Source organism: Pseudomonas sp. 31 R 17 (genome assembly GCF_900004915.1).
Classification (GTDB): Bacteria; Pseudomonadota; Gammaproteobacteria; order Pseudomonadales; family Pseudomonadaceae; genus Aquipseudomonas; species Aquipseudomonas orientalis_A.
This window is the reverse complement of the sequence record NZ_CVTN01000049.1, coordinates 26,172-41,409: the sequence shown is the minus strand read 5'-3', so window position 1 is coordinate 41,409 and position 15,238 is coordinate 26,172. Positions and strand designations below refer to the sequence as shown.

At 61.3% G+C, this 15,238-nt stretch carries 14 protein-coding genes; 5 read left to right on the top strand and 9 right to left on the bottom strand.

Translation table 11 applies throughout. The features are described 5' to 3' along the window. Positions 1-52: 52 nt before the first annotated feature. Positions 53-715: a GMP/IMP nucleotidase gene (yrfG, locus tag BFP89_RS05140; RefSeq protein WP_065883208.1), complete on the bottom strand. Its 663-nt coding sequence runs from the start codon at positions 713-715 to the stop codon at positions 53-55. An 87-nt stretch (positions 716-802) separates the two neighbouring features. Here yrfG and nudE point away from each other — a divergent pair, with 87 nt between their 5' ends. Together nudE and cysQ are read left to right on the top strand one after the other, a co-directional pair. Further along, a complete protein-coding gene (nudE, locus tag BFP89_RS05135) occupies positions 803-1,369 on the top strand; it encodes an ADP compounds hydrolase NudE (RefSeq protein ID WP_065883206.1) in 567 nt (188 codons plus the stop codon). Further along, entirely contained in the window at positions 1,366-2,202 is an 837-nt protein-coding gene (gene cysQ, locus BFP89_RS05130) for a 3'(2'),5'-bisphosphate nucleotidase CysQ (protein ID WP_065883205.1), read from the top strand. Before nudE ends, cysQ begins: the two co-directional genes overlap by 4 nt. Before the next feature lie 128 nt (positions 2,203-2,330). On the opposite strand, the gene BFP89_RS05125 is transcribed toward cysQ, so the two are convergent. The 7 genes from BFP89_RS05125 to rfbB are packed head-to-tail and all read right to left on the bottom strand — an operon-like array spanning position 2,331 to position 9,414. Beyond that, positions 2,331-2,786 (bottom strand): YiiD C-terminal domain-containing protein, encoded by a 456-nt coding sequence (locus tag BFP89_RS05125; protein ID WP_065883198.1) that lies wholly within the window; start codon positions 2,784-2,786, stop codon positions 2,331-2,333. Positions 2,787-2,812: 26 nt separating this feature from the next. After that, positions 2,813-4,198, bottom strand: a complete 1,386-nt coding sequence (locus BFP89_RS05120; RefSeq protein WP_065883196.1) for a sigma-54-dependent transcriptional regulator — start codon at positions 4,196-4,198, stop codon at positions 2,813-2,815. Beyond that, positions 4,195-6,003: a sensor histidine kinase gene (locus BFP89_RS05115; protein ID WP_065883194.1), complete on the bottom strand. Its 1,809-nt coding sequence runs from the start codon at positions 6,001-6,003 to the stop codon at positions 4,195-4,197. The genes BFP89_RS05120 and BFP89_RS05115 overlap by 4 nt, the downstream gene beginning before the upstream one ends. A 36-nt stretch (positions 6,004-6,039) precedes the next feature. Further along, complete coding sequence (gene rfbD / locus BFP89_RS05110) at positions 6,040-6,921, bottom strand: dTDP-4-dehydrorhamnose reductase (protein ID WP_065883193.1); 882 nt, start codon at positions 6,919-6,921, stop codon at positions 6,040-6,042. Continuing rightward, the gene (rfbC, locus tag BFP89_RS05105) at positions 6,918-7,463 is read right to left on the bottom strand and encodes a dTDP-4-dehydrorhamnose 3,5-epimerase (protein WP_065883191.1); all 546 of its coding nucleotides are present in this window, start codon (positions 7,461-7,463) and stop codon (positions 6,918-6,920) included. Before rfbC ends, rfbD begins: the two co-directional genes overlap by 4 nt. Continuing rightward, the gene (gene rfbA / locus BFP89_RS05100; RefSeq protein ID WP_065883189.1) at positions 7,460-8,335 is read right to left on the bottom strand and encodes a glucose-1-phosphate thymidylyltransferase RfbA; all 876 of its coding nucleotides are present in this window, start codon (positions 8,333-8,335) and stop codon (positions 7,460-7,462) included. The genes rfbC and rfbA overlap by 4 nt, the downstream gene beginning before the upstream one ends. After that, the gene (rfbB, locus tag BFP89_RS05095; RefSeq protein WP_032894082.1) at positions 8,332-9,414 is read right to left on the bottom strand and encodes a dTDP-glucose 4,6-dehydratase; all 1,083 of its coding nucleotides are present in this window, start codon (positions 9,412-9,414) and stop codon (positions 8,332-8,334) included. Before rfbB ends, rfbA begins: the two co-directional genes overlap by 4 nt. A 454-nt stretch (positions 9,415-9,868) precedes the next feature. On the opposite strand from rfbB, the gene aguA reads away from it, so the two are divergent. Both aguA and BFP89_RS05085 read left to right on the top strand, forming a co-directional pair. Beyond that, positions 9,869-10,975, top strand: a complete 1,107-nt coding sequence (aguA, locus tag BFP89_RS05090; RefSeq protein WP_057725458.1) for an agmatine deiminase — start codon at positions 9,869-9,871, stop codon at positions 10,973-10,975. A 235-nt stretch (positions 10,976-11,210) separates the two neighbouring features. Next, on the top strand, positions 11,211-11,426 hold the full coding sequence (locus BFP89_RS05085) for a hypothetical protein (RefSeq protein WP_057725459.1): 216 nt from the start codon (positions 11,211-11,213) through the stop codon (positions 11,424-11,426). Between the two features lie 26 nt (positions 11,427-11,452). Here BFP89_RS05085 and BFP89_RS05080 read toward each other — a convergent pair whose 3' ends face one another. After that, on the bottom strand, positions 11,453-13,540 hold the full coding sequence (locus BFP89_RS05080) for a TonB-dependent receptor (RefSeq protein ID WP_065883188.1): 2,088 nt from the start codon (positions 13,538-13,540) through the stop codon (positions 11,453-11,455). A 408-nt stretch (positions 13,541-13,948) separates the two neighbouring features. Between BFP89_RS05080 and BFP89_RS05075 the strand changes: the two genes are divergently transcribed. Next, complete coding sequence (locus tag BFP89_RS05075) at positions 13,949-15,235, top strand: OprD family porin (RefSeq protein ID WP_065883187.1); 1,287 nt, start codon at positions 13,949-13,951, stop codon at positions 15,233-15,235. Positions 15,236-15,238 lie beyond the last annotated feature (3 nt).

Genomic DNA, 15,238 nt, shown 5'->3' with positions numbered 1-15,238 from the left:
AAGCTCGCTCCTACAGAGATTGGTATTAGGGCGTATCCCCTCCCACACTCGCTCAAAGCCCGGTAATAAGTTCTCGATAATTCCCGACGGCTGCGAACTCTGCGGTGTCCTTTGGCCCCTTTTTGCTGTCGGGCTCTTTGACTGCCAGCAAATGGGCCACCCCGAAATCCCTGGCACTGCGCAGAATCGGCAAGGTGTCGTCGATAAAAAGGCTCCGGGCCGGGTCGAAGTCGATGTCTGCTTGCAGCGCTTCCCAGAACTGCGGGTTCTCCTTGGGAAAACCGTAATCGTGGGAGCTGATCAGTCGTTCGAAGTACGGCGCCAACTCGATGCGCTCCAACTTCAAGGACAACGAATCGCGATGAGCGTTGGTGATCATGATCACGCGCTTGCCGGCCTGCTTGATCGCTGCCAGAAAAGTATCGGCGTCCGGGCGCAGGGCAATCAGGTGGGCGGTTTCCAGCTTGAGTTCGCGCACCGGGATTGCAAGTTCTGCGCTCCAGAAATCCAGGCAATACCATTGCAACTGTCCGGCGTTACGCTCGAACAGCGGCTGCAATTCCATTTGCGCCATGGCCAGGCTCACGCCGTGCAGCTCGGCGTAGCGTTGCGGCAGGTGCTCCATCCAGAAGTGGTTGTCGTAATGCAGGTCGAGCAAGGTGCCGTCCATGTCCAGCAGGACAGTGTCGATGGCTTGCCAGGGCAAAGAGGGCATGGGGCGTTCTCATGTAAGTAAAGATATCCGACACAGACAATCGGAAAAGCCACGGTATAGTAACCCGATCACGCCAAGGAGCCGTTTATGCGCCAGAAACCCACCGTCCTCGCCCGCGAAATAGTCGCCAGTAGCCGTTTGTTCCGCGTGGAGGAAGTGCAATTGCGCTTTTCCAATGGCGTTGAGCGCACCTACGAACGTCTGGTGGGCCGTGGTGCGGGTTATGGCGCAGTGATGATCGTGGCGATGATCGACGAAGACCATGCATTGCTGGTGGAAGAGTACTGCGGTGGCACCGATGAATATGAGCTGTCCTTGCCCAAGGGCTTGATCGAGCCCGGCGAGGATGTGCTGGCGGCGGCGGACCGCGAACTCAAGGAAGAGGCCGGCTATGGCGCGCGCCAGTTGGAACATATCACCGAGCTGTCGCTGTCGCCCGGCTATATGAGCCAGAAAATCCAGGTGGTGCTCGCCACTGATCTGTACGAAGAGCGCCTGGAAGGCGATGAACCCGAGCCTATGCGCGTGGAGCGGGTCAACCTGCGTGAGCTGTCGGCGCTGGCGCAGAACGAGCAGTTCAGCGAGGGCCGGGCGCTGGCCGCGCTGTATCTGGTACGGGACCTGCTGACCCAGCGTGGGGTGTTCACCTTATGAGCGAGTTGTTTCTGGGCCATCCGTTTATCGCGCCGGTCATTGAACTGGCGCGCCAGGCCGGTGAAGCCATCCTGCCGTACTGGCGTGCCGATGTGGCGGTGACCTCCAAGGCGGATGATTCGCCGGTGACGGCCGCCGACCTGGCCGCGCATCATCTGATTCTCGCGGGGCTCACGGCGCTGGACCCGAGCATTCCGGTGCTGTCCGAAGAAGACGCCGATATCGAACAGAGTGTGCGCGCCGGTTGGCAGCGCTGGTGGCTGGTGGACCCGCTGGACGGCACCAAGGAATTCATCAGCGGCAGTGAAGAGTTCACGGTCAATATTGCCTTGATCGAGCAGGGCCGTGTGGTGTTCGGCGTGGTCTCGATGCCCACCAGCGGTCGTTGCTATTTCGGCGGCGCGGGCCTGGGAGCCTGGCGCTCGGATGTGAATGCCGCGCCCAGGCAGATCCAGGTGCGCCAGACGCCGGCGGCGGGTGAAGCCTTTACCGTGGTTGCCAGCCGCCGGCATACCAGCCCGGAGCAGGAGCGTTTGCTGGAGGGGTTGAGCCAGGGTTTGGGCGAGCTGAAACTGGCGAATATCGGCAGCTCGTTGAAGTTCTGCCTGTTGGCCGAAGGCAGTGCCGACTGCTATCCGCGCCTGGCGCCGACGTCGCAGTGGGATACCGCGGCGGCGCAAGGTGTGTTGGAAGGGGCGGGGGGCGCGGTGCTGGAGTTAAACGGTAAGCCGTTCAGCTACCCGGCGCGGGAATCGTTGCTGAACCCGTTCTTTCTGGCGTTGCCGGCCAAGGCGGCATGGCGTGAACGCTTGTTGAGTCTGGCCAGGTCTTAAGACCTGCGCAAATTAAAAATGTGGGAGGGGGCTTGCCCCCGATTGCGGTGTAACAGTCAGAAGCGGGTTGCCTGACACACTGCTATCGGGGGCAAGCCCCCTCCCACATTTGCTTTGTGTGATGGCGGCTAGCGGTGCAGGACGTATTGGCCGGTAAAAGTCACCGCGCGCTCTTCGCTGCCCTCATTCACAATCCATGTGTCCAGCGCCAACCGCGCCCGGCCATGGCGTCTGTAGGTCGCCACGAAGCGCTTCCACACCTTGTCCTCCGGCGCCGCGCAAATCACCGTCGCATCCTGCGTCACCGGCAACGGATAACTGATCTGTCCTTCCTGAATCACGATGTGCCCGTCTTCGATGCCGTCTTCGCGCAGTCTCAGGTGCAACCAACCCCAGCCTGCCAGGACGGCGCCGCAGTAAAGACTGCCGCCAAACATGGTGCTCTTGTGGTTGATATTGGCTTGCAAGGGCAGCTGCAGTTGCAACTGGTGGTGTTGCCAGTCGAGCACCTTGAGCCCCATTTCCCGAGTGAGGGGGATGTCGTGATGAAGGATGGATTCCAGGTAACGGCTGTCGCGGCTCATGGCGGTCTCTTGGCGGGTGGACGGGGTCATTCGTCGTCTGCGCTGTGGTTGGCGCTGTCGGCGAAGTTCAGGCCGTGTTTGCGCAGTTTGTCGTGCAGGGTTTTGCGTGGCACGCCGAGGGCTTCGGCGAGGCTGCGCAGGGAGCTGTGTGGCCGGGTCAGCTCGGCGGCGATCAGGCTTTTTTCGAATTGTTCGACTTGCTCGCTCAAACCGCCAGGCGTGGAGGTCAGGGTGCTGGTGGATGGATCGTCCGGCGTACTGTCCAGGGCCAGTTCCAGGCCCAGGGCGAAGCGTTCGGCGGCGTTTTGCAGCTCGCGCACATTGCCCGGCCAACTGTGGCGCAACAGCAGGGCGCGTTGCCCCGGTTGCAACTCGTGCAGCGGCAGGCCGTGGCGGCTGCTGGCTTCGTCGGCGAAGTGCTGGAACAGCATCAGCGCGTCTTCGCCACGTTCGCGCAGCGGTGGAATGCGCAGCGGCGCGACGTTGAGACGGTAATACAAGTCGGCGCGGAAGCGGCCCTGGTCGGCCGCCTGGCGCAGGTCTTCCTTGGTGGCGGCGATGATGCGGATGTCCAGCGGGATCAACTGGTTGCCGCCCAGGCGCTCGACCACCCGCTCCTGCAGCAGGCGCAGCAGCTTGACCTGCACGTCCAGGCTCATGCTTTCGATTTCATCGAGAAACAGCGTGCCGCCGTTGGCGAATTCGAACTTGCCGATACGGCGCTTCTGCGCGCCGGTAAACGCGCCGGGTTCATGGCCGAACAGTTCACTTTCCACCACCGACTCGGCCAGTGCCCCGGCGTTGATCGCCACGAACGGACCGCTGCGACGGTTCGATAGATCGTGCAGGGCCCGGGCGACGACTTCCTTGCCGGCGCCGGTTTCGCCGAGGATCAGCACATCGGCCTTGGTCGCCGCCAGTGCACCGATTTGCTCGCGCAGGCGCAGCATCTGCGGCGAATGTCCGACCAGGCGTGTGCTCAGTTGCTGCCGATCGCTGAGGGCCAGGCGCAGGCTGCGGTTGTCCAACACCAGGCGGCGCAGGGCCAGGGCGCGGCGTACGCTGTCGAGCAACGCGTCGCTGGCGAAGGGTTTTTCAAGGAAGTCGTAGGCGCCGGCGCGCATGGCCTGCACTGCCAGGGGCACGTCGCCGTGGCCGGTGATCAGCAGCACCGGCAGGTCCGGGTCCTGGCCGTGCAGTTCGGCGAGCAACTCCAGGCCGTCCATGCCGGGCATGCGGATATCGCTGACCACCACGCCCGGCCAGTCCCGCGACAGGCGCGCGGTGAGGCCGCTGGCTTCGCCCAGGGTCAGCACTTTCAGCCCGGCGAGGTCGAGGGTCTGGCATAACGCTTGACGCAAATGGGGATCGTCGTCGATCAGCACCACCTGAATCTGGTTATCGATACTCATACACTGCGGTCCTCGGACGGTTGCACACTGACGCCCGGCGAGCCGGCGCGCAATTTCAAGGTTAACAGCGCGCCGCCTTCCTTGTGGTTGGCGAACAGCAGCTCGCCGCCAAACGCACGCATCAGGGTTTCACAGATGGCCAGGCCCAGGCCCAGGCCCTGGGTGCGTGTCTTGGTGGTGTAGAACGGCTCGCTGGCGCGGCCCAGGGCTTCCATGCAAAAGCCCGGGCCGTTGTCGCGGATGTACAGGTTGACGCCCTGGTCGGTGGTTTGGGCACTCAGCCAGAGTTTGCGCGGCGGGCCTTTTTCGGTGAGGGCGTCGAGGGCGTTGGCCAGCAGGTTGCCCAGCACCTGGCGCAGACGGGTTTCACCGGCTTGTACCCATAAGGTCGCCTCGGGCAGGTCGCGGATCAATTCCACTTCCATCGAGCGCCGCCGCTTGCCCAGCAACGCCAGCGCATCGTCCAGCGCCGGTTGCAACGCCACGCTTTCCGGCGCGTGGCGGTCGCGGCGGGCGAACGCGCGCAAGTGCGCGATGATCGACGCCATGCGCCCGGTCAGTTCGCTGATCAACTTGAGGTTGCCGCGGGCATCGGCGGTGCGCTCATGGTCGAGCAGCACTTCAGCGTTTTCCGCGTAGCTGCGAATCGCCGCCAGGGGTTGGTTCAGTTCATGGCTGATGCTGGCCGACATGGTGCCCAACGCCGAGAGTTTACCGGCCTGTACCAGGTCGTCCTGGGCGCGTACCAGTTCCTGCTGGGCGTGTTCGCGCTCCAGCACTTCCTGTTTCAGGCGCCGATTCAGGCCCTCCAGGTCGCTGGTCCGCTCGGCCACGCGCATTTCCAGCTCGCGGCGGGCCTTGGCTTCGAAGGCGATACGCTCCAGGTAATGGCGACGGCGCTGCATCATCAAGCCAAGCAGCAGCATCAGCACCAGCAATGTCGCGCCGCCGACGGCCACCACGGTGCGCACCGGGCGGTTGATCAGCGACTGTGGGGCGAGGATTTCCACGTTCCAGCCGGTTTCGGCGATGGCGGTGGATTGACGCAGCCAGGCGCTGCTGCTGATGTTCAGTGGCTGCGGATCACGGGTCGGGTAGGGCTGGATGGCAATAATGGCCTGGCTTTCTTCGTCGGTCAGCGGGCGTGTGGCGCGGAACCGCCATTGCGGGCGCGAGGTGAGGATCACCACGCCATTGTGGTCGGTCACCAGCAGTTGTTCCGGGGTATTGCCCCACAGGCTCTCGGTGTGGTCCAGGTCGACTTTGACCACCAGCACACCGATGATTTTCTCATCATCGCGCACGGCGGCGGCGAAGAAATAGCCGCGCTTGGCCGAGGTGGTGCCCAGCCCGAAAAAACGTCCCAGGCGCCCGGCCATCGCTTCGCTGAAATAGGGGCGAAAGGAAAAATTGCGCCCGACAAAGCTGTCTTGTTTATCCCAGTTGGACGCGGCGAGGGTCTTGCCGCTGGTGTCCATCAGGTACATCACCTCCACCCCGGCCTGGGCGGCGACATCCTTGAGCAGCACGTTGGCATTGACCAGGTTGGTGCTGATCTGCGGCGCATCCAGCGCGGTGCGCAGGGCCGGCAGGTCACCGAGGATCTGCGGCAGCACTTCGTAGCGATGCAGGGTGCCCAACAGGTTGGCGACGTACAGGTCCAGGGTCTGGCGGTTCTGCCCGGCCAGCTCGCTGCGGTAGTAGCGCTCGGCCAGATGTTCCAGCGGCCATAGCAGCGGCGACAGGCACAACGCCAATAGGGCCAGGCTGCGCCAGCGGGGTCTTCGTGGAAGAGGTGGGGTCATGGGAATCGTGCGCCTGTGGGTACAGGCGCATTATGCCTAGTGCTGCCTGGCAAGACACTCGTGCAATGCGTCCTGCCATTGCGGCTGGCTGACGTGCCATTGCTGCTGCAGGCGGCTGCAATCGAGGCGCGAGTTCAGCGGGCGCCTGGCGGGTGTTGGGTAGGCGCTGGACGGGATCGCTTCCAGCTCGGCACAGGGTTTGCCTTCGGCACGCAGTTGCTCGCCAATCGCCTCGGCAAAGCCGAACCATGAGGTTTCACCCTGGGCAGTCAGGTGATAAACCCCCCACTCCCCGGCGTCACCGGCTTGCCAGCGCTCGATCAGTGCGCGCGTACTGTCGGCGATGGTCCCGGCCCACGTCGGCGCGCCGATCTGGTCGGCGACGATGCGCATCTGCGGTTTCTCCTGCAGCAGGCGCTGCATGGTCAGCAGGAAGTTCTTGCCGTGGCTGGAATACACCCAACTGGTGCGCAGAATCAGGTACTTGCCGCCCACGGCCGCAATCGCCTGTTCACCCGCCAGTTTGCTCTGGCCGTACACACCCAGTGGGTTGGGCGTGTCGTTTTCGGTGTACGGGGCAGGTTTGCTGCCGTCGAACACGTAGTCGGTGGAGTAATGAATCAGCGGGATACCCAACGCCTTGGCTTCTTCGGCGAGAATGCCGGGAGCGATGGCGTTGATGGCGAAAGCTGCGTCCGGCTCGCTTTCGGCCTGATCGACCGCAGTGTGGGCGGCGGCGTTGATGATCAGGTCGGGTCGGTGAGCGCGCACTTTTTCGCGGATAAGCGCCGCGTTAGCCAGATCAAGCTGGTCGCGGCCCAGCACGACGAGTTCGCCCAGGCCCTGGAGGCGCTGTTGCAGCGCCTGGGAGACCTGGCCGTGCTGGCCGGTGATCAATATCTTCAGGGGCGTTGTCACGGGAACAGGTCCGCATCCTTCAGGCTTTTACCGACCTGATCCTTGGCGGACAGGGTCGGTGGGCCATCGAGCTGCCAATCGATATTGAGGTCCGTGTCGTCCCAGCGAATACAACGCTCTGCCGACGGGGTGTAGTAATCGGTCGTCTTGTAGAGGAATTCGGCGTAATCGCTCAGCACAAGGAAACCGTGGGCAAAGCCCGGTGGTATCCACAGCTGCCGATTGTTTTCGGCAGACAGGCGCACGCTGGCCCACTTACCGAAATGAGGAGAGCTGCGGCGGATATCCACCGCCACATCCAGCACTTCCCCAGCCGTCACACGCACCAGTTTTCCCTGGGCGTGTTCGACCTGGTAGTGCAGGCCACGCAGCACGCCTTTCAAGGAGCGTGAGTGGTTGTCCTGCACAAACTGAAGTTTCAACCCGCTGGCGTTTTCAAACTCGCGGGCGTTGAAACTCTCATAAAAAAAGCCGCGGTCATCGCCGAATACTTTCGGTTCGATGACCAATACACCAGGCAGCTCAGTGGTGCTCACATTCATTTAGGGTTCCCGGCCAACATGTACAGATATTGACCATAGCCGGTTTTGCCGAAGTATTTAGCGCGTTCCAGCAAATAGTCACGATCAATCCAGCCGTTGTCGTAGGCGATTTCTTCCAGGCAGGCGACTTTCAGGCCCTGGCGATGCTCGATGGTCTGCACGTAAGTGGACGCTTCCAGCAGGCTGTCATGGGTGCCGGTGTCGAGCCAGGCGAAGCCGCGGCCAAAACGTTCAACATGCAGGTCGCCGCGCTTGAGGTAGGCGTTGTTGACGTCGGTAATCTCCAACTCGCCGCGTGGCGAAGGCTGCACGGCCTTGGCGATCTTGATCACGTCGTTGTCGTAGAAATACAGGCCGGTCACCGCATAGCTGGATTTAGGCTTGGTCGGTTTCTCTTCAATCGACAGGGCGCGGCCGTCCTTGTCGAAATCGATCACGCCGAAACGCTCCGGGTCCTTGACCCAATAGCCGAACACCGTGGCGCCGGATGGGCGTTTTGCGGCATTGCGCAACTGATCGCCGAAGTGCTGGCCGTGGAAGATGTTGTCCCCCAGGATCAGGCACACCGGGTCGTTACCAATGAACTCCTCGCCAATGATGAACGCCTGGGCCAAACCATCGGGCGAAGGCTGTTCCGCATAGCTGAAGCGCACGCCGAACTGGCTGCCGTCACCCAAAAGGTTGCGGTATTGCGGCAGGTCCACCGGCGTGGAAATCACCAGGATGTCCTTGATCCCCGCCAGCATCAGCACCGAGATCGGGTAGTAGATCATCGGCTTGTCGTACACCGGCAACAGCTGTTTGGACACGCCCAGGGTAATGGGGTGCAAACGGGTGCCGGAACCGCCGGCCAATACAATTCCCTTCATCATGCGATCAGATCCTTCACGTCAGTATTGCCAAGTCGTTCACCTTGATAGCTGCCATCCTGGACCCTGCGGCACCATTCCAGGTTATCGAGGTACCACTGCACGGTCTTGCGCAGTCCGGTCTCAAAGGTTTCTTCCGGGACCCAGCCCAGTTCGCGCTCGATTTTGCTGGCGTCGATCGCGTAGCGTTGGTCGTGGCCCGGACGATCCTTGACGAAAGTGATCAGGTCGGTGAATTTTTCCACGCCGGCCGGACGCTGTGGCGCCAGCTCTTCCAACAGCGCGCAGATGCCGCGTACGACGTCGATATTCTTCTGTTCGTTGTGGCCGCCGATGTTGTAGGTCTCGCCCACCACCCCGGTCGTCACCACCTTGAGCAGCGCACGGGCGTGATCCTCGACGAACAGCCAGTCGCGCACTTGCAGACCATCGCCATACACCGGCAGCGGCTTGCCCGCGAGGGCGTTGAGAATCACCAGTGGGATCAGTTTTTCAGGGAAGTGGAACGGCCCGTAGTTGTTCGAGCAGTTGGTCAACAGCACCGGCAGGCCGTAGGTCCGCTGCCAGGCGCGGACCAGATGGTCGGAGGCCGCCTTGCTGGCCGAGTACGGCGAGCTGGGGGCGTAAGGCGTGGTTTCGGTGAAGAGATCGTCCACGCCGTGCAGGTCGCCGTACACCTCATCGGTGGAGATGTGGTGGAAACGGAACGCACTTTTGGCCGGTTCAGCCAGCTTCTGCCAATAGGCACGGGTGGCTTCGAGCAGGCTGTAGGTGCCGACGATGTTGGTCTGGATAAAATCCGACGGGCCGTCGATGGAACGGTCCACATGGGACTCGGCCGCCAGGTGCATGATCGCGTCTGGCTCAAAGCGCGCCAGGACGGCGCTGACGGTGGCCTGGTCGATGATATCGGCCTGGACGAACTCGTAGCGGCTGTTGGACGCAATGCTGGCCAGCGACTCAAGGTTGCCGGCGTACGTGAGCTTGTCCAGGTTGAGCACTTCGTGCTCAGTATGCTGGATCAGATGCCGGATCAGGGCCGAGCCAATAAATCCGGCACCGCCGGTGATGAGAATGCGCATGTCGAGGGCCTTTTCCTTAGACGGACATTAAGCGAAAGAAGCATAGCTTGAGTTGTGAATCGAACGGGCGCAAGCGCGGCGAGCAGGAGGGGTTGATTAACGCCTCCGAACAATGGCGATATAGACGCCTGATAAAACCGAGGTCGTCACAATGTTGCTCGCCACATTGGTCCATCGCGCCAGCCTGCCGTGCCTCTGGTTGAGCCTTGAGCAGGCAGCCATTACGGCCTGAGTGGCACATTGCGATCTCTGGGCAGTCAGCACGACGTTAACTTCAACACTGACAGCGTCCTGAGGGGCTTCGTTCTGAAAATTTGCCAGGTGACAGTTGTAAAAATCGATTGTTATCGGCTGAAAACGATTGTGTTTATCGAATTTCACATTTTTAAGTTACTAAAGCCGATATTTATCCGTTATAAAGTCGGCTTTCACCCCATTCGGAGCCTTCATCGTCATGACTACCTTGCACAGCACGCCTCGCGCCGATGGCTTTCATATGCCCGCCGAATGGGCGCCACAAACCCAGACCTGGATGATCTGGCCCGAGCGCCCAGACAACTGGCGCCTGGGCGGCAAGCCGGCGCAGGCGGCCCACGTGGCTGTGGCCAAGGCCATCGCACGGTTCGAACCGGTGACCGTCGCGGTTTCCGCCGGCCAGTACGAAAACGCCCGCAGCCGACTCGACGTGCCGAATATCCGCGTGGTGGAGATGTCCAGCGACGACGCCTGGGTGCGGGACACCGGCCCGACATTCGTGATCAACGACAGCGGCGAAGTGCGCGGTGTGAACTGGGATTTCAACGCCTGGGGCGGATTTGACGGCGGTTTGTATGCGCCGTGGAACCGCGACTCACAAGTGGGCGGCAAGATTCTCGAGATCGAGCGCGCCTCGCGTTACCGCACCGAAGGCTTTGTGCTGGAAGGCGGTTCGATTCACGTCGACGGCGAAGGCACCCTGATCACCACCGAAGAGTGCCTGTTGAACCGCAACCGCAATCCACACCTGGATCGCGCAGCCATTGAAGCGGTACTCAGCGCCAACCTGGCTGTGGATAAGATCATCTGGTTGCCGGATGGCCTGTTCAACGACGAAACCGACGGCCATGTGGATAACTTCTGCTGCTACGTGCGCCCCGGTGAAGTGCTGCTGGCCTGGACCGACGACCCGCAAGACCCGAACTACGCGCGCTGCCATGCCGCCATGGACGTACTGCAAAGCAGCACTGACGCCCAGGGCCGCTCGTTCACGGTGCACAAGATGCCGATTCCAGGGCCGCTGTACGCCACCGAGGAAGAATGTGCCGGTGTCGATCCGGTGGACGGGAGCCAGGAACGTAATCCGAGCGTGCGCTTGGCCGGCTCCTACGTGAACTTCCTGATCGTCAACGGCGGCATCATCGCGCCGAGCTTCGACGACCCGCTGGACCACCAGGCCAAGCAGATCCTGCAGAACCTGTTCCCGCAACACGAAGTAGTGATGGTGCCGGGCCGCGAACTGTTACTGGGGGGCGGCAACATTCACTGCCTGACCCAGCAGCAGCCCGCCCCGCAGAGAAATTGAGTGCAGTTGTAACAGTGCCTTGATGGCGAGTGAGCACCGCGTGATAGCGGTGTTCCAGGCAAGCCCGCGGCCCTGCAACGTCGCGGGCTTTTTTGCTTCTGAATACCCGTGAATACGGGACATTGGCATAGCTCTTGTATCGCATAGAGGCGACAGGGACTCAGGTCAAGACCGCGTTGTTCTGTCACATACCTTGAGTACGTTAGCCGCTCACGCAGCAGGAGAGAGCGCTGAAATGAATGCCGAAATCAACCCGATGTACATGCGCACGTTCCACCCGGTGCGGGTCGATGGCGATGCCATCCACGCGCTGGGGCTCTGGTTGAAGGAAAACGGCTCGCGGCAAGTCAGGCAACAGCCTGACTTGCGCAGCGTGATGAGCGAACGCTACCCGGCGGGTTTGTTCACGGAGGATGAGGTGCAGGTGTTGTGCGAGCTGATGAGTCACTGAAGAGTGCCCACACCACAGGAGGAACTTTAGAAACTGTAGGTGCCCGTCACCACCACACTGCGCTGCTCCCCCGGCTGAATCTGCGCGACACTGGTGGCCGAGGCGTAATAGCGTTTGTCGGCGATATTGTTCAGCGCAGCCCTCACGTCCCATTCTTTCTGACGGAACCCGGCCAGCGCGTCCCAGCGACCATAACCGGGTAATACCACCGTGTTGAGGTTGTCGGCATAACGATCACCGACCAGGGTCAGGCCGGTTTCCGCATACCAGCCCATCTGTGGTTTCCAGGTGATGAACACGCTGGCATTGCGCTTGGCCACGTCGCTGATGCGCTTGCCTTCGAAACCGTTGTTGTCCTCCTCCACCTTGGCATCCTGCAGGCCGATGCCGCCGCGCACATACCAATGGCCGACGACCTTGCCGGTGGCGGTCAGCTCGATGCCGCGCGAACGTTGCTTGCCTGTCAGCAGGGTAATGGTGCGGTCCAGCGGGTCGCTGGTGCGGCGGTTGTAGAGTTCAAGCTCGTACACGGCCAGGGTGGTGCTCAAGCGGTCGTCAAGCCAATCGCTTTTCACCCCAATTTCCTTCTGTTTGGTCAGCTCGGGGCTGAGATCATTGACGCTGCCGGCGGCGTTTGGCGTGATGCCGATCAAGCCGCCGCCTGCCGGGGAGAACGTCTTGCTCCACGAAGCATAGAAGGCGTGATGCTCCAGCGGCGTCCACACCAGGCCGACGCGGGGGCTGGTGCTGTGGCTTTTTACGTCCTGTTGAGTGTTGAGCAGCTTGTTGGTGGTGTCCACTTCGAAGCGGTCATAACGCAGCCCGCCCAACAGTTGCCACTGATCGTTCAGGCGCAGTTGATCCTGCACGTACAGGGCGCGGCTTTCGACTTCAGTGTGGTTGTCGCTCGAAACGCTCATGCGGCCGGTATGGCTGAGGTGACGGTTGGGTTGGTGCAGATTCAGGCTCGGTACAGCCTGGCCGCCTCGATTGGGCGCGGTGGCCGAGTAGAGTTTCGGGTCGCGGCGCTGGCTGCCCAGTTCAATCCCGGTAAGCAGGCGGTGCTCCAGCCCGAAGGTATCGAAACCCCCTTCCAGCTCAAGGTTGTTGAACACGTTGCGGGTGGTCAGGTCCTGCTGCCAGTGCTGGCGGCTGACGGTGTTGGTTCTCGCGTCGTAGGCGGTCTGATAGGTGTTGTCGAAATCGCTGTCGAGCTTGAACACGCCCAGGGTGTGGCGCAGTTGCCAGTTGTCGTTGAGCTCATAGGCCAGTTTGGAGCGCAGGGACTGGGAGGTGTCATCGATGTAATCGCCGCTGGAGAAATAGGTAGTGCTGCGGCTCACCTCCGCAGGGCGTCCATTGACCCCAGGAATGCCGCGGTCCGGCGTGCGGTTGTAGCGGCTGTATTCGTATTGCACCAGCCAGTTCAGCTCGGGCGTGAGTTGCCAGCTCATCGACGGCGCGAACAACTGGCGGTTGCCACTGACGCCATCGCGAAAGCTGTTGTTGTCCAGGTTGCCCATGTTCAGGCGCAGGCTGATGTTATCGCTGGGGTCGGTACTCAGGTCGGCGTACAGGCTGCGCAAATCGTTGCTGCCGCCCTGGGCTTCGAGGCTGGAGCTGCGCCCGGGGCTTGGCAGTTTGCTCACACGGTTGACGATCCCGCCCTGGCCGCCGCGCCCGTAGAGCACCGCTGCCGGGCCCTTCAGCACCTCGATACGCTCGATGTTGTGCAGGTCACGCACGTATTGGCTGTCGTCGCGGATGCCGTCCAGGTAGAAGTCATTGCTTGCATCGAAACCGCGGATACGCAGGCTGTCGAAGCGCGTGTCGGCGCCGCTGCTGACGTTGGGAATACCGCTCAACGCCTGGCCCAGATCGTGGGTGCCATAGGCGCGCAGGCTGTCGGTTTTCACCGAATCGATCGCCTGGGGTACGTAACGCACGGCGGTCGCAGTGCGCGTGGCGGTGGTGCTTTGCTTGATGCGGGGGTCGTCTTCGTCGAGTTCGGCGCTGATCGAGGTGGCAGGCAACACTGTGGTAGCACAGGCAAAACCGGCAGACAGCACAGCAGAAAGCCCAAGAAGAACGGGCGTCAGGCGAGGGGCAGGCATGGGAAAAAGTGTCCGAATTGTCAGGGATGAGAAAACGCGCAAATGGTAATGCTTTGCATTTGCTTGCGGGATCTATTCCCAAACGTATCGTCGGTTAATTTGTTACTTAGTGTGTTTTTTTGCAGGGGCTGTTGGGATTTTTGGACGGTTACCCAAGCGCAATAGGTCTGTGCTTAGAATTATTTAGCCTAAATACAGGTGCTTCACGAAATTGACACATAGTTCAACGCGCGCATAGGATTGCGCCCAACGCCTGTGGCTGACAGCCATGACTCATCCAATAAGAAAAGGCCCGCGGCAGTTCAGTCGTCCGCGGGCCTTGTTTTTTCTGGAGAAAGTCGACACCGGAAAATGATAGGGGCCTGGTGTCATAGCGCGTACTCAACCAGTAATAAGGAATATAAGAACATGTTGAAGCAACGGATGAGTCTGATCGCTCTGGGGATTTTGAGCGCATCGGCAGCCATGGCGAACGACCAGGAGCAATCCAAGGGTTTCGTTGAAGACAGCCACCTGAACATCGCAGCACGCAACGCCTACATCAGCCGTGACTACAAAAACGGCAAGCAGGACAAAGCCGAGTGGGGCCAGGGCTTCATCGGCAAGTTCGAGTCCGGTTTCACCCAGGGCACTGTAGGGGTGGGTGTGGACGTGATCGGCCAATACGCCATCCGTCTGGACGGCGGTAAAGGTCGCAGCGGCGCCGGCGGTATCGACTTCTTCAAGCAAGGCGACAGCGGTGAAGCGGCCAACGACCTGGCCAAAGGCGGCGCAGCCGTCAAGGCGCGTATTTCCAACACCGTGATCAAATACGGTCAGCAGATGCCGGCCGTGCCGGTCCTGCAGTACGACAACTCGCGCCTGTTGTCGGAAACCTACGAGGGCACCTCGATCGTTTCCAAGGAAATCGCCGGCCTGCAACTGGACGCCGGTCACTTCACCAAGGAAGCCCGCAAGAGTGCCGAAGGCAGCGACAGCGGCCGCCTGAAGAGCATCAACTACATCGGTGGCAGCTACAAATTCACCGAAAGCCTGTCGGCTGCCCTGTATGCCTCCGATATGCAGGACGTGCTGAAGAAGCAATACGTCAACGTCAACTACGTGCTGGCGCTGCCAGAGAAACAGTCGCTGACCTTTGACTTCAACGGCTACAAGACCAAGCTGGACCGCAGCTTCGCCCTGGAAAACCAAGGTGATGCGGACGCACGCGACAACAAAATCTGGAGCCTGGGCGCTACCTGGGCTGTTGGCCCGCACAGCTTCACCGTCGCTCACCAGCGCAGCACCGGCGACACCGGCTACCTGTACGGCGGCTACCGCAACGCCGGCGGCATCGGCGATGGCGGCAATACCATCCTGCTGGCCAACTCCTACTGGTCCGACTTCAACGGCAAGGACGAGCGCTCCTGGCAGGCCGGCTACGGCATCGACTTCACCACCTTCGGTGTACCGGGCCTGACCTACAACGTTGCCTACGTGCGCGGTACCAACATCGACGACGGCACCGGCCGTGGCGATGGCACCGAGCGCGAAATCTGGAACCAGTTCAAGTACGTGGTCCAGAGCGGCCCGGCCAAAGACCTGAGCCTGCGTGCGCGTGCTTCGTGGTTGCGCGTTTCCAACAACGCCAGCAACTACAACGTAGGCGGCAACGAGCTGCGCCTGTTCGCCGACTACCCGATCAATGTTTTCTGATTG